The organism is Paracoccus sp. C2R09 (genome assembly GCF_018860625.1).
GTDB lineage: Bacteria > Pseudomonadota > Alphaproteobacteria > Rhodobacterales > Rhodobacteraceae > Paracoccus.
Map to the genome: position 1 here is coordinate 210,869 of NZ_JAHKQB010000017.1, position 24,618 is coordinate 235,486.

Consider the following 24,618-nt stretch of genomic DNA (forward strand, 5'->3'; position numbering starts at 1 on the left):
GAAAGGACGGATCATGGGTCAGCTTGTCGAGGGTGTCTGGAAGGACCAGTGGTACGATACCGACAGCAACGGGGGCGAATTCGTCCGGGACACGTCCCGGTTCCGGTCATGGGTGACGCCCGACGGTGCGCCCGGTCCCACCGGCGAAGGCGGCTTCGCGGCCGAGAGCGGGCGATACCATCTCTATGTCAGCCATGCCTGCCCCTGGGCGCATCGCACGATGATCTTTCGTGCATTGAAGGGTCTGGACGATCACATCGGCGTGTCCGTCGTCCATCCCGAGATGCTGTCCGAGGGGTGGGAATTCCGCACCGATTTCGACGGTGCGACGGGCGATCGCCAATTCGGATACGATTACCTGCGCGAGGTCTATCTGCGTGCCCAGCCCGATGCCTCGGGGCGGGTGACGGTGCCGGTGCTGTGGGACAGCCGGACGAACACCATCGTGTCGAACGAAAGCGCGGACATCATCCGCATGTTCAACAGCGCCTTCGACCGGATCACCGGCAATCGCGACGATTATCACCCCGAAGACCTGCGCCCCCGCATCGACGATGTGAACGCCCGCATCTACGACACGGTCAACAACGGCGTCTACAAGGCCGGTTTCGCGACCAGCCAGCAGGCCTATGACAAGGCGGTCGGGCCGCTTTTCGAAAGCCTCGACTGGATCGAGGGGCTGCTGGGCGAGGGGCGTTACCTGACCGGCGACCGCATCACCGAGGCGGATTGGCGGCTGTTCACCAGCGTCCTGCGCTTCGATGCGGTCTATCACACGCATTTCAAATGCAACCGCAGGCGGATCGTCGATTATCCGAACCTGTGGGGATGGGCGCGCGAGCTGTATCAGTGGCCGGGGGTGGCGGGGACGGTCCATCGGGACCATTTCATGCACCACTACTACTACAGCCACGACATGATCAATCCGCACCGGATCGTCCCCATCGGGCCGGATGCCGACTGGAACGCGCCCCACGGACGCTGAACGTCCGGGCGCATCAAAGAAAGAAGCCCCGGCGCAAGGCCGGGGCGAGTTCAGAGAGTAGAGGGAGGGTGTGACCGCATCCACCGGCCACTGGGCTTCGTCATCTGAACGTCCCGACATCGCGATGGGTTCCCGGTCAGGTTGTCGTATTGACGCGAGGCAGAAATTAGGTAGAACGGTCTGTCTAATCCCTGGGGGTTTTTCGATGGACAAGCCGCTTTCCGCCCGCGACCGCCTGCTGCATGCGGCGGCTGCGCTGTTCTACAACGATGGCATTGCCGCAACGGGGATCGACACGATCACCCGGCGGGCAGGTGTCGCCAAGCAGAGCCTCTACAACAATTTCGCATCGAAATCGGACCTGATCGCCGCCTATGTCGAGGCGCGCCATGCCGAATGGCTGGCCCTGCATGCGCGGCGACATGCGGCAGCGGCTGGTCCGAAGGCGCGCATCCTGGCGGTCTTCGACGCCTATGCCGACCATGCCGAGGACGCGTACGAGCGCGGCTTTCGCGGTTGCGGGCTGCTGAACGCCGCGGCCGAACTGACCGCCGACGACCCGGCCCGCGCCGCCGTGCGACGCCACAAGGAAGAGGTCGAGGCCATGCTGGCCGACGCCCTGACCGACCTGATCCCGGACGAGGACCGCCGCGCGCGGATGGCCGATCATCTGTCCTATCTGCTGGAAGGATCGATCACCCGCGCGGGTCTCGACGGCAGCAGCCGCCGCGTCCACGAGGCCCGCGCGATGGCCGCCGACATGCTCGGGGCCATCGCGTGACCGGGCATTCGGCAGGCGTCTTCTTCTGCCTGATCGCGGCGACCCTGTGGGGCACCACCGGCACCGTCGCAAGCTTTGCGCCCGACGTTCCGGCCATCGCCATCGGTGCCGCCGCCATGGGTATCGGCGGGTTCCTCCAGGCCGCGATCGCGCTTGGCGCGATGCGGCGGGCGCGCACCGCGCTGCTGGCCAACCCGCTGCTTCTGGCGATCGGGGCCATCGCGGTCGCGGTCTATCCGCTGGCCTTCTATTCCTCGATGCGGATGGCGGGGGTGACGATCGGCACGGTGATCTCGATCGGGTCGGCGCCGCTGATATCCGCCCTGATCGAGAACCGGCTGGACGGGCAGCGCCTGACGATGCGCTGGACCGGCGGCGCGGCGATCGGGCTGGTCGGGATGGCGCTGCTGAGCGTGGCCGAGGGCGGGCATCACCAGCTTGCGCCGAACGTGCCTCTGGGCGTCGGGCTGGGGCTGATCGCGGGCGGGACCTATGCGGCCTACAGCTGGTGCGCGCGCCGGATCATGCGGACGGGCGTCCCCAGCCGTGCCGCGATGGGGGCGATCTTCGGGCTGGGCGGGCTGCTGCTGATGCCCGTGCTGGCCGTGACCGGCGGGCCGTTCCTGGCGTCGGGGGGCAATCTTGCCGTGGGGGCCTACATGGCGCTGGTGCCGATGTTCCTGGGCTATGTCGCCTTCGGGCTGGGGCTGGCCGCGATCTCGACCAGCCTTGCGACGACCATCACCCTGTTCGAGCCGGTCGTGGCGGCGGTGCTGGCCGTCACGCTGGTGGGCGAACGCCTGGCCGCACATGGCTGGGTCGGCGTGGGGCTGATCGTGGCCTGCCTGTTCTGGACGACCGCGCCCATGCCGCGCCTGCGTCGCGCGGGAACGAAAAGGCCCGCCTGAGCGGCGGGCCTTCGAAGGCTTAGGATACCAGGCGATAGCCGCCCGATTCCGTCACCAGCAGCCGTGCATTGCCGGGATCGGGTTCGATCTTCTGGCGCAGACGATAGATATGCGTTTCCAGCGTGTGCGTGGTGACGCCCGCATTGTATCCCCAGACCTCGTGCAGCAGCACGTCGCGCGGCACCACGCCGTCCTGGGCGCGATAGAGGAACTTGAGGATGTTCGTCTCCTTCTCGGTCAGGCGGATCTTGCGGTCCTTCTGATCGATCAGCATCTTCATCGCGGGCTTGAAGGTGTACGGCCCCAGCTGGAAGATCGCGTCCTCGGACTGTTCATGCGTGCGCAGCTGGGCGCGCAGCCGGGCCAGCAGGACCGGGAACTTGAACGGCTTGGTGACGTAATCGTTCGCGCCGGCGTCCAGGCCCAGGATGGTGTCGGCATCGGTGTCATGCCCGGTCAGCATCACGATGGGGCATTTGACGTTCAGCTTGCGCAGCTTCTTGCACAGCTCTCGCCCGTCGGTGTCGGGCAGGCCCACATCCAGCACCACGAGGTCGAAGATGGCGTTCTTCGTGGCCTCGACCGCCTCGGCCCCGCTGCCGCCTTCGGTCACGTCGAATTCGTCGGTGGCAGCCAGCTGCTCGGCCAGGGCCTCGCGCAGGTCTTCCTCGTCGTCGATCAGCAGGATTTTCTTGAGTCCGGCCATGTTGCCTCCTTTGACTTGCTTGGGGCAATCAGTGGGCACGGCCCTGCGCCACGTCCAGCGACATGTCGGGATTCTCACATGGAGTTCAGGGTTTCGCAGGCTTATGTTTCAGTATGTTTCAAAACCGCGTGGCACCATGAGCCTGATTCCGACCCTTGCCGAAACCATCGCCCGCGCCCGCGCCGACCTGCGCATGGGGTTGCCGGTGCGTCTTGGCGATCACCTGGCCGTCGCGGTCGAGACCCTGTCCCCCGAACGCCTGGCCGATCTGCGCGCCCTGGGACCGGCCGTTGTCGCGCTGACCGCACGCAGGGCCGGGACGCTGAAGGCGCGCGCCTATGATGAGGGCCTGGCGCGGGTGCGCCTGCCATCCGATGTCGATCTGCGCTGGCTGCGCGCGCTGGCCGATCCGGCGGGCGATCTGATGTCGCCCCTGAAGGGCCCGCTTGCGACCGAACGCGACGGCGATGTCGCGGCCCATCGCGCGGCGCTTGCGATGGCGAAATCGGCGCAGCTTCTGCCCGCCGCGCTGGTCGTGCCAGTGACGGGCGACATGCCCGGACTGACCGCGCTGAACCCGGCGGCCACGCTGGCGCAGCTGGCCGCGGAAACCGCGATGGCCCCGGTCGCGGGCGCGCGCGTGCCACTGCTGGCGGCGGAACGTTCGCGGCTGCACATCTTTCGCCCCGACGACGGGGCCGAGGAACATTACGCGGTCGAGATCGGCGATCCGCCCCGCGATGCGCCCGTCCTTGCACGGCTGCATTCGGCCTGCTTCACCGGCGACGTGCTGGGCAGCCTCAAATGCGATTGCGGCCCGCAGCTGCAGGCCGCGCTGGCGGCGATGGGGCAGGCGGGTGCGGGCGTGCTGCTGTATCTGAACCAGGAGGGGCGTGGCATCGGGCTGGCCAACAAGATGCGTGCCTACAGCCTGCAGGACCAGGGATTCGACACGGTCGAGGCGAATCACCGCCTGGGATTCGAGGATGACGAGCGCGATTTCCGCATCGGCGCGGCGCTGCTGCGGCGGCTGGGATTCGCATCGGTGCGGCTGATGACCAACAACCCGCGCAAGATCGCCATGATGGAAGGCCAGGGCGTGAAGGTGGCCGAGCGCGTGCCCCTGATCGTGCCGCGCAATCGTCACAACACCGATTACCTAGACGTGAAGGCGGGCAAGTCGGGGCACCTGCTATGAGCGCCGCCGACATGGTGCTGACCCCGCAGGGGCTGCGTTTCCAGGGGCGCATCTATCCCTGCAGCATCGGCAGGACAGGCGTGACGCGCAACAAGCGCGAGGGTGACAAGGCCACGCCCGCGGGCATCCTGCATGTCACCGGCCTGTGGTATCGCCCTGATCGGCTGGTGCCGCCGGCACCCTGGGCGCGGCCCATCGGGCCCGGGGATCTGTGGTGCGACGCGCCGGGGCATCCGGCCTACAACCACCATGCGCGCGCCCCGCTGGAGGTCAGCCATGAAAGACTGCGCCGGGCGGACCCGCTCTATGATCTGATCCTGACGACGGATTGGAACTGGCCCGACGCGGTGCCGGGCTGGGGGTCGGCGATCTTCCTGCACCAGTGGCGACGCCCACGATTCGGGACCGAGGGCTGCATCGCCTTTGCGCGGCGCGACCTGATCGACATCGCCGCCCGTGCCGTTCCCGGCACGCGAATCGTCATTCCCGAAGGGTTGGCCGGTCAGCCGTAATCGCGCGCCCCGAAGATGGCCGAACCGACGCGGACATGGGTCGCGCCTTCGGCCACGGCGATCTCGAAATCGGCGCTCATGCCCATGGACAGCTTGGGCAGCCCGTGATCGGTGGCCAGTTCGCGCAGCAGGCGGAAATGCGGGCGGGGGTCCTGGCCGTCGGGCGGGATGCACATCAGCCCCTGCGGGCGCAGTCCCAGTTCTGCGCAGGACGACAGGAAGGTCGGCAGTTCATCGACCAGGATGCCCGCCTTCTGCGGCTCGTCCCCGGTATTGACCTGCACGAACAGTTCGGGACTGCGGCCCTGTTCGTCGATCTGCTGGGCCAGCTTGCGGGCAAGGGTCATGCGGTCCAGCGTGTGGATCGCATCGAACAGGGCGACGGCGGGCTTGGCCTTGTTCGACTGGACCGGCCCGATCATGTGGACCGAGACATCGGGAAAGCGCGCGCGCCAGTCGGGCCACTTGCCCTGAGCCTCCTGCACGTAATTTTCGCCGAAGACGCGGTGGCCGGCATCCAGCACCGATTCGACCCGGTCGTTCGGTTGCACCTTGCTGACCGCGATCAGCGTCACGCTGCCCGCTTCGCGGCCCGCATCCCGTTCGGCCGCGCGCAGGCGGCGTGTAATGTCATCCAGTCCCATGGGCGCAGAAGACAAAAAGAAAAGAGCGGGCGCAAGGCCCGCTCTCTCGGTCGAAGCGACTTGATCCGTGGATCAGAAGTCGAAGCGGACGCCGAAGTCGCCGCGCAGGTTCTCTTCGTAGTTACGCTCCAGCGAGCCGGCCAGGTAGGCGCCGCCCAGGTCGTAACGTGCGCCGATGCCGAATGCGGTGTCGGTTTCGTTGCCGTCTGCATCGTTGTTGGCGACGTAGGCGCTGACGGTGGTCATCGGTGCGACGACATAGTCACCGTACAGGACGATGGTGGTGCCGTAGTTGTCGGCATCCGAATCTTCGTCGATGTAGTTCAGGCCGATGCCGTTGTCGGTGCCGGGCATGGTGTAGTAGGCGCCGACGAAGTACTTGTCAGCGTCTGCGGTGCCAGCGGCGTTCTTGACTGCGGCAGCCGACAGCGCGATGTCGTTCCACTGGTAGTCAACCGACAGGCCCAGCTCTTCGTTGGTGCTGTCGGTGGTGTTCTGGTCCGGGTCGACATACGAGAAGCGAGCGGTCAGCGCGTCGACCGAGTATTCGACTGCGACGCCGAGGCGGTCACCGTTGTCGTCGCCGTAGCCGGTCGAGCTGTAGGCGTAGAAGTCGCCCTGAGCGTTACCGTACGAACGGCTGATCAGACCGATTTCCGATTCGTAGATCAGGCCGGCGTTGTCGAAGGCGGTACCGACGTTACCGACGGCGACGGTCAGGCCGTTCGAGGTGACGTAGATCTGGCCCGGAGCGACGTTGTCGACACCTGCATCGCCCTGGTTCCACTGGATGCGGTAACGGGCACCGAAGTCGACGCCCTGGTCGGTCGAGGTGGTGCCGTGGATGTTCAGGCGGACGCGCGAGGAGATCTGCGTATCTTCCTGACCGTCACCGCGGTCTTCCTGGTAGTCAACGGCGGTACGGCCATAGCCCGAGATGGTCACGTCTGCAGCGGCGATGCCGGCGGTCAGAACCAGCGCGGTCGAGGCGATAAGAGCCTTTTTCATGGTGGTGTTCCCTCTTGTCTCTCTGATGCCCAGATCGGGGTTCCGCCCTGGGGATGTGCAAGGTTTCGCGCTTTCGAACTTGTGATGCAACGAAATCGCGAGCAGCCGTGAGCCGATCCGGAAACCTGTGATGCACAAGCGCCACACCTTTCCGTGAGTGCGATGTTACCGCCGAATTGCCGTTCCGGGGGGCGTGCCCAAGGGTCAAGGCGCTTGTTTTGTCCGGTTGTTCCGGGCTAATGCTGGGCGCGAATGAAAGACCGGGGGATCGCATGACCAACGCACGCGCCGCGCGCCTGATGATCGTCACGACGCTTTGCGCGGGGCTGGCCGCCTGCGGCAACGATGCCGGGCGCCAGAACGAGACGGCCTCGATCCTGACCAGCGCGGACATGCGTGAATCGCAGCGCTCGACCCGGATCCAGGACGTCTTCGCACGGTCCGAGAATCCGAACCGCACCGTGGGCGTGAACAAGTATCTGTGGAATGCCAGCCTCGAGGTTCTGGACTTTCTGCCGGTGCAGACGATCGATCCCTTCACGGGCGTGATCCAGACCGGATATGGCACGCCGCCGGGCGGGGGGCGCCCCTATCGCGCGACGATCCAGGTGTCGGACCCGGCGCTGGACGCGCGCAGCCTGCGCCTGTCGCTGCAGGGTCCGGGCGGGGCCGCGGTCGCGCCGGGCACCTCGCGCGCGGTCGAGGATGCGATCCTGACCCGCGCCCGCCAGCTGCGCATCCGCGACGGTCGCCTGTAAGGGCCGCGGCGGGCTGGACCCGCTGAACGGGCGCGTATAAACCCTGCGGGCAAGTCATGATGCCCGAGGTCCGATATGCCCTATGATCCGTCCAGCAGCGAAGCCCGTTGGCAGAAGGCCTGGGCAGATGCCGGCAGCTTTGCCGCCATCCGCGACGAACGCCCCAAATATTACGTGCTGGAGATGTTCCCCTATCCCTCGGGGCGCATCCATATGGGCCATGTGCGCAACTACACGATGGGCGACGTGGTGGCGCGGTTCAAGCGCGCGCAGGGCTTCAGCGTGCTGCACCCGATGGGCTGGGACGCCTTCGGCATGCCCGCCGAGAACGCCGCGATGGAACAGGGCGGCCACCCCCGCGACTGGACCTATGCCAATATCGCGACCATGCGCGATCAGCTGAAGCCGCTTGGCCTGTCCATCGACTGGTCCCGCGAATTCGCGACCTGCGACGACGATTACGTCCATCAACAGCAGGCGATGTTCCTCGACATGCTGGATGCGGGCCTGATCACGCGCAAGTCGGCGCAGGTGAACTGGGACCCGGTCGACATGACCGTTCTGGCCAACGAGCAGGTCATCGACGGCAAGGGCTGGCGGTCGGGTGCCACGGTCGAGCGCAAGGAGCTGACCCAGTGGTTCTTCAGGATCAGCGATTACAGCGACGAGCTGCTGTCGGCGCTGGACGGGCTGTCGGGCTGGCCGGAAAAGGTGCGCCTGATGCAGGCCAACTGGATCGGCAAGTCGCGCGGGCTGCAGTTCCGCTTTGCCACAGTCGATGCGCCCGAAGGGTTCGACGCGATCGAGGTCTATACCACGCGGCCCGACACGCTGATGGGCGCAAGCTTTGCCGCGCTGTCGCCGGATCATCCGCTGGTGAAGAAGCTGGCCGAAACCCGCCCCGAGGTCGCCGCCTTCATCGAGGAATGCAAGCGCATCGGCACCACCGAGGAGGCGATCGAGACCGCGCCCAAGCTGGGCTTCGATACCGGCCTGACCGTCACCCATCCGCTGGACCCGAACTGGCAGCTGCCGATCTGGATCGCGAATTTCGTGCTGATGGATTACGGCACGGGCGCGATCTTCGGCAGCCCGGCGCATGACGAACGCGACCACGAATTCGCCACCAAGTACGGCCTGCCCATCCGCGCGACCTTCGGGCAGCCGGGCATGACGCTGGAACAGGCGGACGAGCTGGTCGCCGCCGCGCCCTTCGTGCCGATGAAGTCCGAGTCCGTCACCTATGTCCGCGGTTTCGCGGGCGATGCCGACCAGACCGGAGAGGCCGCGGTGGACGCCGCCATCGCCCATGCCGAGGCGCAGGGCTATGGCGAGGGCGTGACCAAGTTCCGCCTGCGCGACTGGGGCATCTCGCGCCAGCGCTATTGGGGTTGCCCTATCCCGGTGGTGCATTGCGACAGCTGCGGCACCGTCCCCGAGGCGAAGGAGAACCTGCCCGTGCTGCTGCCGCAGGACGTGACCTTCGACGTGCCGGGCAACCCGCTGGACCGTCACGCGACATGGCGGCAGGCCACCTGCCCGAAATGCGGCGCACCCGCCACCCGCGAAACCGACACGATGGACACCTTCGTCGATTCGTCCTGGTATTATGCCCGCTTCACCAGCCCCGGTGCCGACACGCCGACGAACCGCGCCGATGCCGATTACTGGATGAACGTGGACCAGTATATCGGCGGGATCGAGCACGCGATCCTGCACCTGCTGTACTCGCGCTTCTTCGCCCGCGCGATGGTCAAGACCGGCCATCTGCCCGAAAAGGCCAAGGAGCCTTTCGATGCCCTGTTCACGCAGGGCATGGTCACGCATGAAATCTACATGACGCGGGACGACCGCGACCGGCCCGTCTATCACCTGCCCGAGGATGTGACCGACGGCAAGCTGGCCGACGGTCGGGCGGTGACGGTCATCCCCTCGGCCAAGATGTCGAAATCGAAGAAGAACGTCGTCGATCCGGTGAATATCGTGCAGGGCTTCGGCGCCGATACCGCGCGCTGGTTCATGCTGTCCGACAGCCCGCCCGAACGCGACGTCGAATGGACGGCGGCGGGGGCCGAGGCCGCGGCCAAGTTCCTCGGGCGCGTGCATCGCCTGGCAGAGGATGCGCCCGCCGACGGCCCCGAGGATGCCGATCTGGCCCGCGCGGCCCATCGCGCCATCGCGGATGTGACCAAGGCGATCGAGGGCTTCGCCTTCAACAAGGCGGTCGCCAAGCTCTATGAGCTGGCCAATGCCATCGGCAAATCGAAGGCCGGGGGCGAACAGCGCCGCGAGGTGTTGCGCATCACCGCCCAGCTTCTGGCGCCGATGGTCCCGCACCTGGCTGAAGACGTCTGGTCGCTGGCGGGCGGGCAGGGGCTGGTCGTCGATGCGCCCTGGCCCAAGGCCGACCCGGCGCTGCTGCAGGATGACAGCGTGACGATGCCCATCCAGATCAACGGCAAGCGCCGGGCCGAGATCACCGTGCCCAAGGACATGGCCAAGGATCAGATCGAGGCGCTGGTCATGGCCGACGAGACGGTGCAGCGTTTCCTCGAAGGGGCGGCCCCCAGGAAGCTGATCGTCGTGCCGGGACGGATCGTCAATGTGGTCGCGTGAACCGCATCGCCGCGCCGCGCTGCTGGGGCTTCTGGCCCTGGCAGGTTGCGGACTGACCCCGGTCTACGGACCGGATGGCGGGGGCACCAGGCTTCTGGGCAAGATCCGCCTTCGCGACCCCGAAACGCCGATCGACTTCTTCTTCAACAGCCGCCTGTCCGAACGGCTGGGCCCCGAGGATGCGCCGGTCTACGATCTGGATTACCGCATCAGCGTGGGCGTGGTCAGCCAGGCCATCACCCCCGACGAGGTGACGACCCGCTATTCGCTGAACGGCACGGCGGATTTCGTGCTGACCGGACCGGATGGCGCGCAGATCACGCGCGGGCGCGTCAGCAACTTCACCTCCTATTCCACGACGGGGACGACCGTCTCGACCCTGTCGGCCGAAGCCGATGCGCGTCAGCGGCTGGCGATCATGCTGGCCGATCAGGTGGTGACGCGGCTTCTGGCGGCCTCGATGCGATTGCCGGGCTGACATGCTGCTGAAGGGGGCCGAGATCGCGCGCTATCTTTCGCGGCCCGATCCGTCGCGGCCGGGGCTGCTGATCCACGGACAGGACGCGATGCGGGTGGCCCTGAAGCGGGCCGAGGCCGTGAAGGCGCTGGTGGGCGAGAAGGCCGACGAGGAGATGCGCCTGACCCGCATGGCGGGTGCGGGGCTGAACAAGGACCGCGCGCAGCTGGTCGATGCCGTCCGCGAGGTGGGCTTCTTTCCCGGCCCGCGCGTCGTGCTGGTCGACGACGCGCCCGACAGTGCCGCCGACGCCGTGGCCCAGGCGCTGTCGGAATGGCGCGCGGGCGATGCGGTCGTGGTGGTCACTGCGGGCAGCCTCAAGAAATCCTCCGCCCTGCGCAAGCTGTTCGAAACCCATGGCCAGGCCGTCTGCGCCCCCATCTATGACGATCCCCCCGGAGAGGAGGAGATCCGTCGCTGGCTGAGCGATGCGGGCCTGGCCGAGGTGCCGCAGGCCGCCATGCGGGAAATGACCCTTCTGGCCCGTGCGCTGGACCCCGGCGATCTGCGCCAGACGATCGAGAAGATCGGCCTCTACAAGCATGGCGACGCATCGCCCCTGACGGTCGAGGAGATCGCGCTGATGGCCCCCGCGACCATCGAGGCCGATCTGGACGAGCTGATCCATACCGTGGCCGAACGCCGAGAGGTCGATTTCAGCCGCCTGATGCGCCGGATCGAGGGGCAGGGCATCAACCCCGTCACCATCTGCATCGCGGCGCTGCGCCATTTCCGCGCCCTTCACCTGGCTGCGGCCGATCCGCAGGGCGCCGGTCCCGCGCTGGCGCGGGCCAAGCCGCCGATCTTCGGTCCGCGCCGCGACCGCATGGCACGCCAGGCGCAATCCTGGGGCGCAGGCCCGCTGGAGGAAGCCGTGTCCGCGCTGCTGCAGACCGACATGACGCTGCGATCGGCCAGCCGCGCACCCCAGATGCCGCTGGTCGAACGTGCGCTGCTGCGCCTGGCCATGCGTCCGCGGGGGCGGCGGTGACGCCCGAACCCGTCGATGCGCTGATCGTGGGCGCGGGCCCCGCGGGGCTGATGGCGGCCGAGATGCTGGCCGCGCCCGGTCGTCGGATCGTGCTGGCCGACGCCATGCCCTCGCCCGCGCGCAAGTTCCTGATGGCGGGGAAATCGGGGCTGAACCTGACCAAGGCCGAGGATGCCGCCGATTTCGCGCGGCATTTCGCAGGCAGTGTCGATCCGCAGACCGGCGATTTCGACCCCCGCGCGGTCATGGACTGGGCCGAGGGGTTGGGGATCGAGCTGTTCACCGGCAGCACCGGGCGCGTCTTTCCGGTCGGCATGAAGGCCTCGCCGCTGCTGCGGGCATGGCTTGCGCGGCTGGAAGACGTCGATCTGCGCCGCCGTTGGCGCTGGACCGCGATGCAGGGCGGGGTCTTCGGGTTCGACACGCCGGGCGGGCCGCGATGGATCGCGCCGCGCGTCACCGTGCTGGCGCTTGGCGGCGCAAGCTGGCCGCGGCTGGGATCGGATGCCGCATGGGTGCCGATGCTGCGGGATGCCGGTGTGGATGTCGCAAGCTTCCGCCCCGCCAATATGGGGTTCCGCGTGGACTGGTCGGAACCGATGCGCAGGCATCTGGGCGCGGCGGTCAAGGGCGTGGCGATCCATGCGGGCGGGCTGATCGGACGCGGCGAATGGGTGATCGGCGCGCAGGGCGTCGAGGGGGGCGGCATCTACGAGGTGTCGGCCCCCATGCGCGACGGCGCGGATGCGCATGTCGATCTGGCCCCGGATCTGGACCATGCGGCATTGGCGCGGCGCTTTGCCAAGCCGCGCGGCAAGCTGTCGCTCGGGAACTGGCTGCGGCGCGCGATCGGCGATCCGGTCAAGGTGGCGCTGCTGCTGGAATGGGGCCAGCCCCTGCCCAAGGACGCGCAGGCGCTGGCCGCCCTGACCAAGGCGCTGCCGCTGCGCCATGACGGGCCGATGGGTCTGGTCGGTGCCATATCGGCGGCGGGCGGGATCACGGGCGATGCGCTGACGAAGGATCTGGAGCTGCGCGCGCTGCCCGGCACCTTCGCCGCAGGTGAAATGCTGGACTGGGAGGCCCCGACCGGCGGCTATCTTCTGACGGCCTGCCTTGCGACGGGCCGGCGCGCGGGACTGGCTGCCGCCCGCCACCTGGATCAGAGCGCGCAAGCCTGCCGATAGGCCGGTCGTTCGCGCATCCGTTCGAGGTAATCCGACAGCCTGGCCTCGGTGATGGGGAAGCGTGCGGTCAGCGCCCAGTCGAGGCAATGCGTCAGGATCAGGTCGGGGACCGTCATCTCGGACCCCATCAGGAAGGGGCCATCGGCCATGCGATGGGCCATGGTCTTCTGACTGGCCTCGAATTCCCACCGCAGGGTGTTCTTGATCGCGCTGAGGCGCATTTCCTCGGGCAGGATGAAGCTGTGGCGCGCGGCCAGCCACAGGGCGGCGTCGAATTCGTCCAGAAGGAACTGGGTCAGGCTGTCCTGACGGGCGCGGTCCAGCGTGCCCGCCTTGTGCGTCAGCCGCCCGTGCCTGTCGGCCAGATAGGCAAGGATCGCGGTCGAATCAGTGATGGGGGTGCCGTCATCGACCAGCACGGGAACCTTGCCCGCGGGGTTGACCTGGGTGACACCTTCGCTGCGGGGAACGGCGGGCACGTGTTCGTAATCCGCGCCCAGCTCCTCCATCATCCACAGAACGCGGAAGGCCCGCGATTTCGCCGTGCCGATCACCTGATACATGGTCCACCCCCCAATCGAAATACCGGAGGGGAAGTGGGCCCGATCGGGCGCCCGGCGTCAAGCTCAGCGGCAGGAACTCAGCTGCTGGCGATACATCTCGGATCGCTGGCCGACATTCGCGGCGACCCGCATCAGCCAGCCCTTGCTGCGGTGGCTGCCCCGCGCAAATCCCCCGCGCCCTTCGTGATAGGCCAGGTATTGCGAGGTGGCGTCGTATTTCGACAGGCCCAGCTGACGCTGGCTGCCGTTCATGTACCAGCCGATGAAATCGGTCGCATCGCGGATGTCGTCGCGGCGGGCGCGGCGGTTGCCGGTCTCGCGCTGATATTCCTCCCACGTGCCGTCGAGCGCCTGGGAATAGCCGAAGGCGCTGGATTGCCGCCCGATCGGGATCACGCCAAGCGCGAACTTGTGCGGGGTGCGCGCATCGCCGATGAATTTCGATTCCTGGTACATCGTCGCCATCTGCACATGCACCGGAACGCCCCATTTGCGTTCGGTCCGCTTCATCGCGCGCATGTATTGCGGGCGTTCCGAAGCGATCGCGCAGGCGTTTTCCAGGTTGCGCGGCGCGCTGTAGTTTCCGCCGCCGCAGGATGCGACCAGCAAGACGATTCCCAGCTTGAGAAGCCTGTTCATACTGCCCTCGTGCTCTTTTTTCGTTGGCAGCGATACTAGGGGAAATCACGGCCGGGTGAAATCACAAAGCCCTTAGGATATGGCGGATATCCGCGTCAGGCATCCGGTTCTGGGTGCAGCAGCGCGTTCAGCGCCTGCAGGTGATCGGCCCCCGCATCGCGCAGAAGCGTCTCGAGCGCGCGGTAATGCGTCAGCACATCCTTGCCGGTCGGGGTCACGGTCGCGCCCCCGCCGCCCGCCCCGCCGCGGGCGCGGTCGATGACCGGATCGGCAAAGGCCGCGTTCATCTCCTCGACCAGGGTCCAGGCGCGCTTGTAGCTCATGCCCATTTCCCGCGCCGCCGCCGAGATCGAGCCCAGCCGGTCGATGCGCGACAGAAGCTCGGCCTTGCCGGGGCCCAGGATCAGGGGGCTGTCATATTCCAGCCGAAGCTTGATCCGCAGGCGCGGCCCGTTCGCGGTCGGGGGCATTGGGGGCGTCCGTTCATCCGTTATTCCCCGTGAGCATACCGCGAAGATGCCGGATCTGCAAACTCTGCCGTGACGGAACAAGGGCGGGCGGCTTGCGATGCGGCGGGGCGGCCCTATCCTTCCATCCGAGACCTGAGGGAGGAAACCATGTCCGCAGACGATATCGTCATTCTGTCCGGTGCGCGCACTGCCATCGGAACCTTCGGGGGCAGCCTTGCAGGCATTCCCCCGATCGAGCTTGCAGCCACCGTGACCCGCGCCGCGCTGGAGCGTGCGGGTCTTGCGCCCGACCGGATCGGGCAGGTGGTCTTCGGCCATGTCATCAATACCGAACCGCGCGACATGTACCTGTCCCGCGTCGCCATGCTGGAGGCGGGCATTCCCCATACGACGCCCGCGATGAACGTGAACCGCCTGTGCGGATCGGGGGCGCAGGCCATCGTGTCGGCCACGCAGGCGCTGATGCTGGGGGACGCCGATTTCGCCATCGCCGGCGGCGCCGAGAGCATGAGCCGTTCGCCCTATGTCATCCCCTCGGCCCGGTTCGGGGCCAAGATGGGCGACCAGTCCATGCTGGACATGATGACCGGCGCGCTGACCTGCCCGATGGGCACCGGCCATATGGGCGTCACGGCCGAAAACGTCGCCGCCGAACATGACATCACCCGCGAGGAACAGGACGCCTTCGCGATGGAATCGCAGCGCCGCGCGGCCGAGGCCATCGCGGCGGGGCATTTCCGGGACCAGATCGTCCCGGTCGAGATCAAGTCCCGCAAGAGCGTGGTGGTCTTCGATACCGACGAACATCCCAAGGAGACCAGCCCCGAGAAGCTGGCGGGCCTGAAGCCGGTCTTCCAGAAGGGCGGCAGCGTGACGGCGGGCAATGCCAGCGGCATCAATGACGGTGCGGCCGCACTGGTGCTGGCACGCGCGGGCGCGGCCGAGGCTGCGGGCCTGACTCCGCGCGCGCGGATCCTCGGCTATGCCGTGGCGGGCGTCCGCCCCGAGGTGATGGGCGTCGGTCCGATCCCCGCCGTGCAGGCGCTGATGGAGAAGACGGGCCTGAAGCCCGGCGATTTCGACGTGATCGAATCGAACGAGGCCTTCGCCGCGCAGGCGCTTGCGGTGAACAAGGGGCTGGGCCTTGATCCGGCGCGGGTGAACCCGAATGGCGGCGCCATCGCGCTTGGCCATCCGGTGGGTGCGACCGGCGCGATCCTGACGGTGAAGGCGCTGCATGAACTGGAACGGACCGGCGGCACCACGGCGCTGATCACCATGTGCATCGGCGGCGGGCAGGGCATCGCCATTGCGATCCGTCGCGGCTGATCGCGGGGCCGGAAATGTCGAAGGCGGCGGGTGATCCCGCCGCCTTCGAAAAAATGGAACGGGTCGTCTGAAGAAGACGACCCGCGAGATCCAAGGAGATGGTCCGGTTAGGGATGGAAGCGCATCCGGTCCCAACCAGGGTTTACGACCCGAAGGGCTGCCTTCAGGCCACGGCCCCCCTGACTGTTCCGACACCTCTCTCCAATATCACTCTCGACACTGGACCACCTCCTTTCAATGTTGCCGTTGTAAGGTCAGGTTGCCACAGATCGGAGATGTGTCAATCAGGTTTTGGGGGCAGCACCCAACAAATTGCGGACGATCAGGCGGAAGGGCACAAGCGCCAGTAGCGCCAGACCCAGTTTGACCAGCCAGTCGGCAACTGCCAGCGAAACCCACAGCGAAACGCCCGGTCCCTGACCAAGCAGCGGAACAACCTCGTTCGACCAGCCGGTATTGCCGTCGGCGGGCAGCAGGGCGGAAAACGCGATGCCGAAGAACAGCACCGTGTCCAGCGCCGATCCGATCAGGGTGGATGCCAGGGGCGCGCGCCACCAGCGTCCGCCCCGCAGCCGGTCGAAGACGGCGATGTCGGTCAGCTGCGCGATCAGGAAGGCCGCGCCCGACGCGATGGCGATGCGCAGCGTGGTGACCCCGACGCCCGCCGCGATCAGCGAACAGGCGATGCCGGTCACGAAGCCCGCCAGCACGACGCGGCGCGCGGCGCGGGGGCCATGCACGCGGTTCATCACATCCGTCACGAGGAAGGCGAGGGGATAGGTGAATGCACCCCAGGTCAGCCAGTCGCCGACCACGAATTGCACGAGGATGTTGGAGGCCACCACGATGGCGGCCATGGCAATGATGCCGGGCAGGAAGCGTGTCATCGGGAATTCCGTTTTGACAAGGTTGCGGAGAACTCGGCCCGGCCTTGCGGGCAGGGCGCGCATACGTCCGCAGGGCGCGGCTTGTCAATCCGTGACGGTCCCGGGCGTCATTCGTCGCGCAGGCGGTATTCGACGATCTCGGTCCGCTGCAGAAACAGGAAGTTGTCGTCCGAGATCATCGTCAGACGGATGCCGATGCCGTCGTCCCAGACGGCGATGCCTTCCAGGTTGTCGTATTGCAGCGACCGCGTGCGCAGCACGACCTCGTCCTCGGCGACGCCGTCATCGTCCAGCCAGATCCGCCGCACGCGAGAGGAAAACCCGAGGATCCCGCCGAAATCGCGTTCCAGCAGATAGAGCCTGCCGTCCGGCCCCATATCCGCGCCCACCATCAGCCAGCTTCCGTCGCGCCGGATCTGCGCGCGTTGATGCCAGCGGTCGTCCGAATATTCCAGCAGCGTGAAGGGCGTCTCGTCCGAGCCTGACGTCTCGGGGAGGGTATAGAGCTGCCCCTCGGGGCCGATCGCCAATGCCTCGAGGCCGCTGTTCACACCCATGCCGGGGATCTGGGGGGCGCGGCGCAGCTGGGTCGGGCCCTGGTCCAGATCGGGATAGGAGGCGATGCGGTTCAGCCCTTCGAAGCTGACATGGATCGTCCCGTCGGGGCCGATGGCCAGCCCTTCGCTGTCGCCGGTATATCCGGGGGGCAGGGGCCTGCCATGGCTGTCGCGCAGCTGCGCGCGGCCCAAGGTGGTCACCCCGCGCACGATGCCCTGATCGTCGCGTTCGAACCGCCCCCAGTAAAGATGCGCCCGATCCGACAGCGCGTGGAAGGTCGTTCCGTCATCCGACAGTTCCAACCCCGAAAAGCCGCCGAAATCCTCGCGGTCCTCGGACCAGACATAGGTGCCGACATAATCGAGAACCGCGCCTGCATGGACAGGCGCGGTCGATATCGCAATCGAAAGAAGCGTCCCCGTCAGGGTGCGCCGGCAACGGTTCGGCATTGGGCGGGAAGCTCGCTCAGGCGGAAGGTGCGGGGGTGGCGATAATCCGGGTTGGGCGCGGCGGGTTTCGCCAGGGCGGGGTTCTTGCGGATGGCCAGCCATTCCGCGGCCTCGGCGCAGCCGTCGCCTGCCGGGATCGGGTTCTGGCGTTCGCAGATCGACCCCGCGGGGCAGTTCAGGCGCACATGGAAATGATAGTCGTGGTTGTTCAGCGGGCGGATCTTGCGCAGCCAGGCGCGGTTGCCCGTTTCCATCTGGCACATGGCGACCTTGACCACCGGGTCGGTGAAGATGCGTTCCACCCGGCTGTCATTCGCCGCGGCGCGCAGGATCGACATGTGCTGCGGCGTCCAGGCCCCCGACAGGCCCAGCCCGTTCGAGGCCACGGCCGAGACCGAGGAGATGTTCTCGCGCTGCTGGCGCGACAGGCTCAGCGAGCTGGGCGGGCGCATCCAGATATCGGCATCCAGGCCGATCTGGTGGCTGGCATGGCCCGACAGGGCCGGTCCGCCGCGCGGCTGGCCGATATCGCCGATATAGAGCCCCTGCCAGCCCGCCTGGTTCGCGGCGCGCGACAGTCCGATCAGGAAGTCGATCATCACCGGGTGGCCCCAGTTGCGACCGCGCGACAGGCGCATCGCCTGCCACGTCGGCCCGGATTCAGGCAGTTGCACAAGGCCCTGCGCGCAGCCGCGACTGTAATTGCCGATGGATACGGCGGGTCCCTGCGAGGGGCTGCGGAACGCGCCGAACACGTCCTTGGCCAGCGGTTCCGCCGCTGCGGGCAGCGACATGGTCAGCGCGGCGGCTGCGGCGGTCAACGTCTTGCGGATGGTCGTGTTCCAGATCACGGGCGTGCCTCTTCTTCTCCGTCCGGGTCGACCCAACCTAGCAGAACCAGCGCGACAAGAAAGATCAGGATCAGGGGAATGAATCCCACACGCTGATTGCCGCTGAGATCGGTGGTCACCGCGATCAGGAAGGGCGCGAGAAAGGCGGTCGCCTTGCCCGACAGCGCATAGAGACCGAACCCCTCGGTCGCGCGTTCCTCGGTGGTGTGGCGCACCATCATCGTGCGGCTTGCGGCCTGCAGCGCCCCGCCCGCCCCGCCGATCACCGCTCCGCAAAGGAAGAACAGAAGGTCGGGCACGCCCAGCCCCCCGATGACGCCGCTTTCGGCCACGGGGATCCCCATGATCGACGCCCGGTCCATGCCGACCAGCAGCAGGCAGACCGCGGCCAGCGCCGCGATGCAGGCGGCGATCACCGCGCGCGGCCCGAAGGCGCAGTCGGCCCGTCCGCCCAGCCAGCTGATGATCGCGGCCGAGATCGCGCTGATCACCCCGAACACGCCCGCGAGGAACACCGGCCATCCCAGCACCGTCCCCGCGTAGACGCCCCCGAACCCATAAAGCGCGTTCAGCGCATCGCGCGAGAACATCGAGGAGATGAGCCAGTAGCGCAGGCTGCGGCGGTGGCGCAGGCTGGCGATCAGGCCCCCCAGTTCGCGCAGCGCGACGCCCATGCGGATCGGGCGCCGCGGCCCGCGCGGTTCGCGCACCCACAGGAAGAAGGGGATCATGAAGACCGCGTACCAGATCGCGGTGAAGGGGCCGACGAAACGCGTCCCCTCGCGCAGGGCTGGGTCCAGCCCGAACAGCGGCTCGATCCCCGCCAGCGTCCGCCCCGAGGGGGTTTCCGCGAACAGCAGCAGCATGATCGCCAGCGCGCTGACCCCGCCCAGATATCCGAAGGCGTATCCCGAACCGGACAGGCGCCCGATCTCGTGGCGCGGCGCAAGGCCCGGCAGCAGGGCATTGGTGAAGATCGTCGCGAATTCGGTCCCGATCAGGCCGATGCCGAACAGCATGACGGCCTGCACCAGCGCGGGCTGATCGGGCGTCAGCGTCCACAATCCCGCCGCGCCCAGCACATAGAGCCCCGAGAACAGCCAGATCCAGCCCATCCGCCGCCCCGAACTGTCGGCCACCGCCCCCAGCACGGGGGCAAGCAGCGCGATGCACAGGCCCGTGATCGACAGTCCATAGCCCCACAGCGCCTGCGCATGCGCGCCCGCGATCGTGCTGCTGAAGCCCAGGGCGATATAATGGGTCTTCGCGACCTCGGCGAAGTAGATCGAGAAGACGAATGTCAGAAGCAGCGTGTGATAGGGCTGGCTGGCCCAGTCGAAAAACCACCAGCCCCAGATGCGCTTGCGATTCATGGCCGTCCCCCTATGGCGTCGGGGACATAAGGCCCAGCGGATGTCAGGCTTTCAAGGCCTTGCGGGCATCCTCGGGCAGTTCGGGCGGCCAGGGACGCGCGGCATCGGCCTGCGTCCAGGCGGCGACCCATTCGGGCAGGGCCGGGCTGTCGCCCATATGACCCAAGGCCGCCGCGACATCGGCGGGCGCCACGATCCCCCTGGCCGAGGTGACGGCCATGCGGATCAGCACTTGGTTGCAGCATTCCGCGCCCTTCCACATCGACTGGTCGATATAGATGAAGCGGTGATCCCAACCGACCATCCGGGATACCATCGTGAAGCGATCGAAGGCCTTCACCCGGCGGCGATAGCGGGTGGAATTGCCCGCCACGGTCATTCCCCATCCATGCGCGCGCAGGATCGCGACCAGCCCCGTGCGCTGCGCCAGCGGGATGCGGCCCAGGTCGAACAGGGTCAGGGTCCGGCCGTTGTTCAGCTCGATCCACGGGTCCAGGTCCCAGGGCCAGCACATGTGCTGTGATACATGCGCATCGAACGGCCCGAGCCGGGGCGCCTTGCGGAACTTGACCATTTCCTTGGCGAAGCGGAACAGCGGATACATCGGGCCCCCTTTGATCGATCCGCCGCCATGGGTGGCCGCTGTTCACGCGGGCGTCAACCTGCGACGCGGCGGCATCGCGACGCGGCAGGGGCGGGCATGCTTGCGCATGCGGCGCCTTGCCCGCATACAGGGCCGCGATCGCGGGGATCGGGCACCGGCCCGATACGAATGCCGGCACGAACACGAGGAAGAATTATGGGAACGCTCTACGAGGCGCTGCAGCTGATCCTGCAGGTGGTTTGGTTCGTGATGATCGTCCACATCATCATGTCCTGGCTGATCAACTTCCAAGTGCTGAACCTTCGTCAGCCGCTGGTCGCGCAGATCTGGGACGGCCTGAACCGGCTGCTCGAACCGATCTATCGTCCGATCCGCAACGTACTGCCGAATACCGGCGGGCTGGACCTGGCCCCGCTGGTCGTCTTCCTGATCATCATCATCCTGCAGCGCGCGCTGGCGAACAACGCGGGCTTCTTCTACGGCTTCTGATGGCGCGGGATCTGCCAGCGGGCGACCTGCTGCGCGAGGTCTGGGGCTTTGACGGCTTCAGACCGGGCCAGCAGGAGATCGTCGAAGCCGTCGCCGATGGCAGCGACGTGCTTGCGATCATGCCCACGGGCGGGGGCAAGTCGCTGTGCTATCAGCTGCCCGCGCTGATGCGGCAGGGGGTGACGGTCGTCATTTCCCCGCTGATCGCGCTGATGCGGGACCAGGTGCGCGCCCTGCGTGCCGCGGGCGTCGAAGCCGGCGCCCTGACCAGCGGCAATACCGAGGCCGAGACCGAGGCCGTCTTCGCGGGCCTGTCGGATGGCAGCCTGCGCATTCTCTACATGGCGCCCGAGCGGCTGGCATCGGGGGGCACGGTCAACCTGCTGCGGCGCGCGGGCGTCACCGCCATCGCGGTCGACGAGGCGCATTGCGTCAGCCAGTGGGGCCACGATTTCCGCCCCGACTATCTTCGGATCGGTGAACTGAAGCGCACGCTGAACGTGCCGCTTGCGGCCTTCACCGCCACCGCGGATGCCGAAACCCGCGCCGAGATCGTCGAGCGCCTGTTCGCCAAGGTCGAACCCGTCACCTTCCTGCGCGGTTTCGACCGCCCGAACATCCGGCTGGCCTTTCAGCCGAAGGACAGTCCCCGCAAGCAGGTGCTGTCCTTCGTCGCCGCGCGTCGCGGTCAGTCGGGCATCGTCTATTGCGGGGCGCGGGCGCGGACGGAATCGCTGGCCCAGGCGCTGCGCGAGGCGGGGCATCCGGCCATCGCATATCATGCAGGTCTGGAGCCCGATCAGCGCCGCGAGGCCGAGGCGCGTTTCCAGCGCGAGGACGGGCTGATCGTCGTGGCGACGGTGGCCTTCGGCATGGGCATCGACAAGCCCGACATCCGGTGGGTGCTGCATGCGGACCTGCCGAAATCCATCGAGGGATACTATCAGGAGATCGGCCGCGCGGGCCGCGACGGCGACCCGGCCGAGACGCTGACCCTCTATGGTCCCGACGACATCCGCCTGCGCCGCACCCAGATCGACGAGGGGCTGGCCGAGCCTGCCCGCAAGACCGCCGACCATGCCCGCCTGAACGCGCTTCTGGGCTTGGCCGAGGCGACGGGCTGCCGCCGCAGCCGCCTGCTGGCCTATTTCGGAGAGGAGCAGCACGGCGATTGCGGCAATTGCGACCTGTGCCAGACCCCGCCCAAGCTGTTCGACGGCACGATGGCCGTCCGCAAGGCGCTGTCCGCGATGCTGCGCACGGGCGAATGGTTCGGATCGGGTCACCTGATCGACGTGCTGACCGGCAACCAGACCGACAAGGTGCGCGAACGGGGCCACGACCACCTGCCGACCTTCGGGGTGGGGCGCGAACATCCGCGCGGCCAGTGGCAGGCGATCTTCCGGCAGATGATGGGGCTGGACCTGTGCCGCCCCGATCCCGAACGCCACGGCGCGCTGCAGCTGACGGAAGCCGCCCATCCCATCCTGCGCGGGGAGGAGAACGTGACCCTGCGCCAGGACACGACCGCGAATGCCAAATCCGCGACCGTCCTGCGCGCGCAGGTCTCCGAGGAGGACGAGCCGCTTCTGTCCGCGCTGAAGGCCAAGCGCCGGGCGCTGGCCGAGGCCGCGCGCGTCCCCGCCTATGTCATCTTCCCCGACCGCACCCTGATCGAGATGGCGACGGCGCGTCCGCAGGACATGGACCAGATGGCCCGCGTCAGCGGGGTCGGGGCCAAGAAGCTGGAAAGCTATGGCGCGGAGTTCCTGACGGTGATCGCGGGGGAACAGCCTGCGATGCACCCCGCGCGCCGCGCCCTTGCGGGCAGTCCGGCAGGCGCGCTGTTCGACCGTCTGGGCGATCTGCAGCTGCGCCTGCAGCGCGGCGAGGACGGTACCGAGAAGCCGCTGAGCCTGACCACCGCGCAGATCCGCAATATCGCCAAGGCCCGTCCCACCAGCCTGGACGCGCTGTCGCGATATCTGGACGATGCGCGCCTGGAACGCTTCGGCGCCGCCATCCTGCACGAGGTCGAGATCGCCGACTGAGCGATTTCAACGGAATGTGATGCATCATTCGGGCTGCGGCCCGCGTGTCTTGTGCCATGTTGGGGCCAACACGGCCCCGCCAAAGGAGCGAGACATGAAGCTGAAATGGTCCGACGTCACCCCGCAGCGCGACTATCTGAACCGCCGCAAGTTCATCGCGGCGGGCAGTATCGCAATGGCCGCGGGCGCGCTGCCCGGCGGGCCTGCGCTGGCGCTGACCGGCAAGCCCTCGCGCTTCTCGACGGACGAGACCCCGAACAGCTTCGAGGAGATCACGAACTACAACAACTTCTACGAGTTCGGCACCGGCAAGGAGGATCCCGTACGCAATGCGGGCGCCCTGACGACCGCCCCCTGGGCGGTCGAGATCACGGGCCTCGTGGATCGTCCGGGCAATTACTCGGTCGACGACCTTGCCCCCGAAAACGCGCTCGAGGAACGCATCTATCGCCTGCGCTGCGTCGAGGCGTGGTCGATGGTCGTGCCCTGGCTGGGCGTGACGCTGGCCTCGGTGCTGGAAAAGGCGGGCGTGCAGCCTTCGGCCAAGTATGTCGAGTTCGAGACCCTGGTCCGCCCCGAGGAGATGATCGGCCAGCAGCGTGCGCTTCTGGATTGGCCCTATCGCGAGGGGTTGCGTCTTGACGAGGCGATGCACCCGCTGACCATCCTGGCGACGGGGCTGTACGATCAGCCGATGCCCAATCAGAACGGCGCGCCGATCCGGCTGGTCGTGCCGTGGAAATACGGCTTCAAGTCGATCAAGTCGATCGTGCGGATCAACGTGATGGAACAGCAGCCGGTGAACACCTGGAAGCAGCTTCAGGCAAGCGAATACGGATTCTATGCCAATGTGAACCCGAATGTGGACCATCCCCGCTGGAGCCAGGCGACCGAACGGCGCATCGGTGCGGGCCTGTTCGGCGGCCGCCAGGAGACCCTGATGTTCAACGGCTATGGCGACGAGGTCGCATCGCTCTATGCCGGGATGGACCTGCGGGCGAATTACTGATGCGGGCCAGGATCAACGGAGTGCTGCGCCGCGTCCCTGTCTGGGCCGTATGGCTGGTCGGGCTGATCCCGCTGGCGCTGGTGGTGTTCGACCTGCTGATAGGGCGGATGGGCGTGGACCCGATCCGCGAGATCGAGCATCGGCTGGGGCAGACCGCGCTCTATTTCCTGGCGGGCGGGCTGGCAGTCACGCCGCTGCTGCGCATCACCGGGATCAGCCTGATGAAGTTCCGCCGCGCGATCGGCCTTCTGTGCTTTTCCTATGTCGTGCCGCATGTGCTGGCATGGATGGTGCTGGATATGGGGCTGCTGTGGTCGCAGATGCTGGGCGACGTGATCAAGCGCCCCTATCTGCTGGTGGGGATGCTGGCGCTTGCGATCCTGATCCCGCTTTCGGTGACATCGAACAACCTGTCGATCCGGCGCATGGGCGGGCAGGCATGGCGCCGGCTGCACAAGGCTGTCTATGCGGCCGCGATCCTTGCCGGGCTGCATTGGTTGTGGGCGGTGAAGGTGAATGAACTTCAGCCCTGGTT

Annotated in this window: 26 protein-coding genes; 15 read left to right on the forward strand and 11 right to left on the reverse strand. The window is 67.2% G+C overall.

Translation table 11 applies throughout. The features are described from left to right. Positions 1-13 precede the first annotated feature (13 nt). From KO490_RS06855 to KO490_RS16650, 3 genes are all read left to right on the forward strand, one after another. On the forward strand, positions 14-985 hold the full coding sequence (locus KO490_RS06855) for a glutathione S-transferase family protein (protein WP_216018665.1): 972 nt from the start codon (positions 14-16) through the stop codon (positions 983-985). Between the two features lie 205 nt (positions 986-1,190). Further along, entirely contained in the window at positions 1,191-1,766 is a 576-nt protein-coding gene (locus KO490_RS06860) for a TetR/AcrR family transcriptional regulator (RefSeq protein WP_216018666.1), read from the forward strand. Next, entirely contained in the window at positions 1,763-2,674 is a 912-nt protein-coding gene (locus tag KO490_RS16650; RefSeq protein WP_216018667.1) for a DMT family transporter, read from the forward strand. Before KO490_RS06860 ends, KO490_RS16650 begins: the two co-directional genes overlap by 4 nt. A gap of 19 nt (positions 2,675-2,693) precedes the next feature. Here the strand turns inward: KO490_RS16650 and KO490_RS06870 are convergent, their stop codons facing one another. Further along, entirely contained in the window at positions 2,694-3,380 is a 687-nt protein-coding gene (locus KO490_RS06870; protein ID WP_216018668.1) for a response regulator transcription factor, read from the reverse strand. Between the two features lie 136 nt (positions 3,381-3,516). On the opposite strand from KO490_RS06870, the gene ribA reads away from it, so the two are divergent. Next, a complete protein-coding gene (gene ribA, locus KO490_RS06875) occupies positions 3,517-4,578 on the forward strand; it encodes a GTP cyclohydrolase II (RefSeq protein WP_216018669.1) in 1,062 nt (353 codons plus the stop codon). Next, entirely contained in the window at positions 4,575-5,090 is a 516-nt protein-coding gene (locus tag KO490_RS06880) for a L,D-transpeptidase (protein ID WP_216018670.1), read from the forward strand. The genes ribA and KO490_RS06880 overlap by 4 nt, the downstream gene beginning before the upstream one ends. On the opposite strand, the gene KO490_RS06885 is transcribed toward KO490_RS06880, so the two are convergent. After that, entirely contained in the window at positions 5,081-5,734 is a 654-nt protein-coding gene (locus tag KO490_RS06885; protein ID WP_216018671.1) for a YggS family pyridoxal phosphate-dependent enzyme, read from the reverse strand. The two genes, KO490_RS06880 and KO490_RS06885, sit on opposite strands and share 10 nt — an antisense overlap. Positions 5,735-5,806: 72 nt before the next feature. Beyond that, positions 5,807-6,742 (reverse strand): porin, encoded by a 936-nt coding sequence (locus KO490_RS06890; RefSeq protein WP_216018672.1) that lies wholly within the window; start codon positions 6,740-6,742, stop codon positions 5,807-5,809. Positions 6,743-7,014: 272 nt separating this feature from the next. Here KO490_RS06890 and KO490_RS06895 point away from each other — a divergent pair, with 272 nt between their 5' ends. The 5 genes from KO490_RS06895 to KO490_RS06915 all read left to right on the forward strand — a co-directional run bounded on the left by KO490_RS06895 (position 7,015) and on the right by KO490_RS06915 (position 12,811). Further along, positions 7,015-7,500 (forward strand): DUF3576 domain-containing protein, encoded by a 486-nt coding sequence (locus KO490_RS06895; RefSeq protein ID WP_216018673.1) that lies wholly within the window; start codon positions 7,015-7,017, stop codon positions 7,498-7,500. Between the two features lie 75 nt (positions 7,501-7,575). Beyond that, positions 7,576-10,116, forward strand: a complete 2,541-nt coding sequence (gene leuS, locus KO490_RS06900) for a leucine--tRNA ligase (RefSeq protein WP_216018674.1) — start codon at positions 7,576-7,578, stop codon at positions 10,114-10,116. Continuing rightward, entirely contained in the window at positions 10,103-10,594 is a 492-nt protein-coding gene (gene lptE / locus KO490_RS06905) for an LPS assembly lipoprotein LptE (protein WP_216018675.1), read from the forward strand. Before leuS ends, lptE begins: the two co-directional genes overlap by 14 nt. A 1-nt stretch (position 10,595) precedes the next feature. Beyond that, positions 10,596-11,624, forward strand: coding sequence for a DNA polymerase III subunit delta (gene holA / locus KO490_RS06910; RefSeq protein WP_216018676.1), 1,029 nt, complete (start codon positions 10,596-10,598; stop codon positions 11,622-11,624). Next, positions 11,621-12,811 (forward strand): TIGR03862 family flavoprotein, encoded by a 1,191-nt coding sequence (locus KO490_RS06915; RefSeq protein ID WP_303463321.1) that lies wholly within the window; start codon positions 11,621-11,623, stop codon positions 12,809-12,811. Before holA ends, KO490_RS06915 begins: the two co-directional genes overlap by 4 nt. On the opposite strand, the gene KO490_RS06920 is transcribed toward KO490_RS06915, so the two are convergent. The 3 genes from KO490_RS06920 to KO490_RS06930 all read right to left on the reverse strand — a co-directional run bounded on the left by KO490_RS06920 (position 12,787) and on the right by KO490_RS06930 (position 14,483). Then, a complete protein-coding gene (locus KO490_RS06920; RefSeq protein WP_216018677.1) occupies positions 12,787-13,374 on the reverse strand; it encodes a glutathione S-transferase family protein in 588 nt (195 codons plus the stop codon). The genes KO490_RS06915 and KO490_RS06920 overlap by 25 nt on opposite strands. Positions 13,375-13,437: 63 nt before the next feature. Further along, complete coding sequence (locus KO490_RS06925; RefSeq protein ID WP_216018678.1) at positions 13,438-14,013, reverse strand: lytic transglycosylase; 576 nt, start codon at positions 14,011-14,013, stop codon at positions 13,438-13,440. A gap of 95 nt (positions 14,014-14,108) precedes the next feature. Further along, positions 14,109-14,483: a winged helix-turn-helix domain-containing protein gene (locus tag KO490_RS06930; protein ID WP_216018679.1), complete on the reverse strand. Its 375-nt coding sequence runs from the start codon at positions 14,481-14,483 to the stop codon at positions 14,109-14,111. Between the two features lie 147 nt (positions 14,484-14,630). Between KO490_RS06930 and KO490_RS06935 the strand changes: the two genes are divergently transcribed. Then, positions 14,631-15,812 carry an acetyl-CoA C-acyltransferase family protein gene (locus KO490_RS06935; protein WP_216018680.1) on the forward strand — a complete coding sequence of 394 codons (1,182 nt, stop codon included), beginning with the start codon at positions 14,631-14,633 and terminating at the stop codon, positions 15,810-15,812. 284 nt (positions 15,813-16,096) lie between these two features. Here KO490_RS06935 and KO490_RS06940 read toward each other — a convergent pair whose 3' ends face one another. The 5 genes from KO490_RS06940 to KO490_RS06960 form a co-directional block, all read right to left on the reverse strand. Then, complete coding sequence (locus tag KO490_RS06940; protein WP_216018681.1) at positions 16,097-16,699, reverse strand: queuosine precursor transporter; 603 nt, start codon at positions 16,697-16,699, stop codon at positions 16,097-16,099. A 107-nt stretch (positions 16,700-16,806) separates the two neighbouring features. Continuing rightward, entirely contained in the window at positions 16,807-17,706 is a 900-nt protein-coding gene (locus KO490_RS06945; protein ID WP_216018682.1) for an esterase-like activity of phytase family protein, read from the reverse strand. Next, a complete protein-coding gene (mepA, locus tag KO490_RS06950; protein WP_216018698.1) occupies positions 17,679-18,500 on the reverse strand; it encodes a penicillin-insensitive murein endopeptidase in 822 nt (273 codons plus the stop codon). Before mepA ends, KO490_RS06945 begins: the two co-directional genes overlap by 28 nt. Positions 18,501-18,553: 53 nt before the next feature. After that, positions 18,554-19,930 (reverse strand): MFS transporter, encoded by a 1,377-nt coding sequence (locus tag KO490_RS06955; protein WP_216018683.1) that lies wholly within the window; start codon positions 19,928-19,930, stop codon positions 18,554-18,556. Between the two features lie 43 nt (positions 19,931-19,973). Further along, a complete protein-coding gene (locus KO490_RS06960) occupies positions 19,974-20,534 on the reverse strand; it encodes an acyl-CoA thioesterase (protein WP_216018684.1) in 561 nt (186 codons plus the stop codon). Between the two features lie 195 nt (positions 20,535-20,729). Between KO490_RS06960 and KO490_RS06965 the strand changes: the two genes are divergently transcribed. The 4 genes from KO490_RS06965 to KO490_RS06980 all read left to right on the forward strand — a co-directional run. Further along, positions 20,730-21,023, forward strand: a complete 294-nt coding sequence (locus KO490_RS06965) for a YggT family protein (RefSeq protein WP_216018685.1) — start codon at positions 20,730-20,732, stop codon at positions 21,021-21,023. Continuing rightward, the gene (recQ, locus tag KO490_RS06970; protein WP_216018686.1) at positions 21,023-23,074 is read left to right on the forward strand and encodes a DNA helicase RecQ; all 2,052 of its coding nucleotides are present in this window, start codon (positions 21,023-21,025) and stop codon (positions 23,072-23,074) included. The genes KO490_RS06965 and recQ overlap by 1 nt, the downstream gene beginning before the upstream one ends. Positions 23,075-23,168: 94 nt before the next feature. Next, positions 23,169-24,083: a protein-methionine-sulfoxide reductase catalytic subunit MsrP gene (gene msrP / locus KO490_RS06975; protein WP_216018687.1), complete on the forward strand. Its 915-nt coding sequence runs from the start codon at positions 23,169-23,171 to the stop codon at positions 24,081-24,083. Positions 24,084-24,103: 20 nt separating this feature from the next. After that, on the forward strand, positions 24,104-24,618 hold a 515-nt coding region (locus KO490_RS06980), incomplete at its 3' end, for a sulfite oxidase heme-binding subunit YedZ (RefSeq protein ID WP_371822279.1).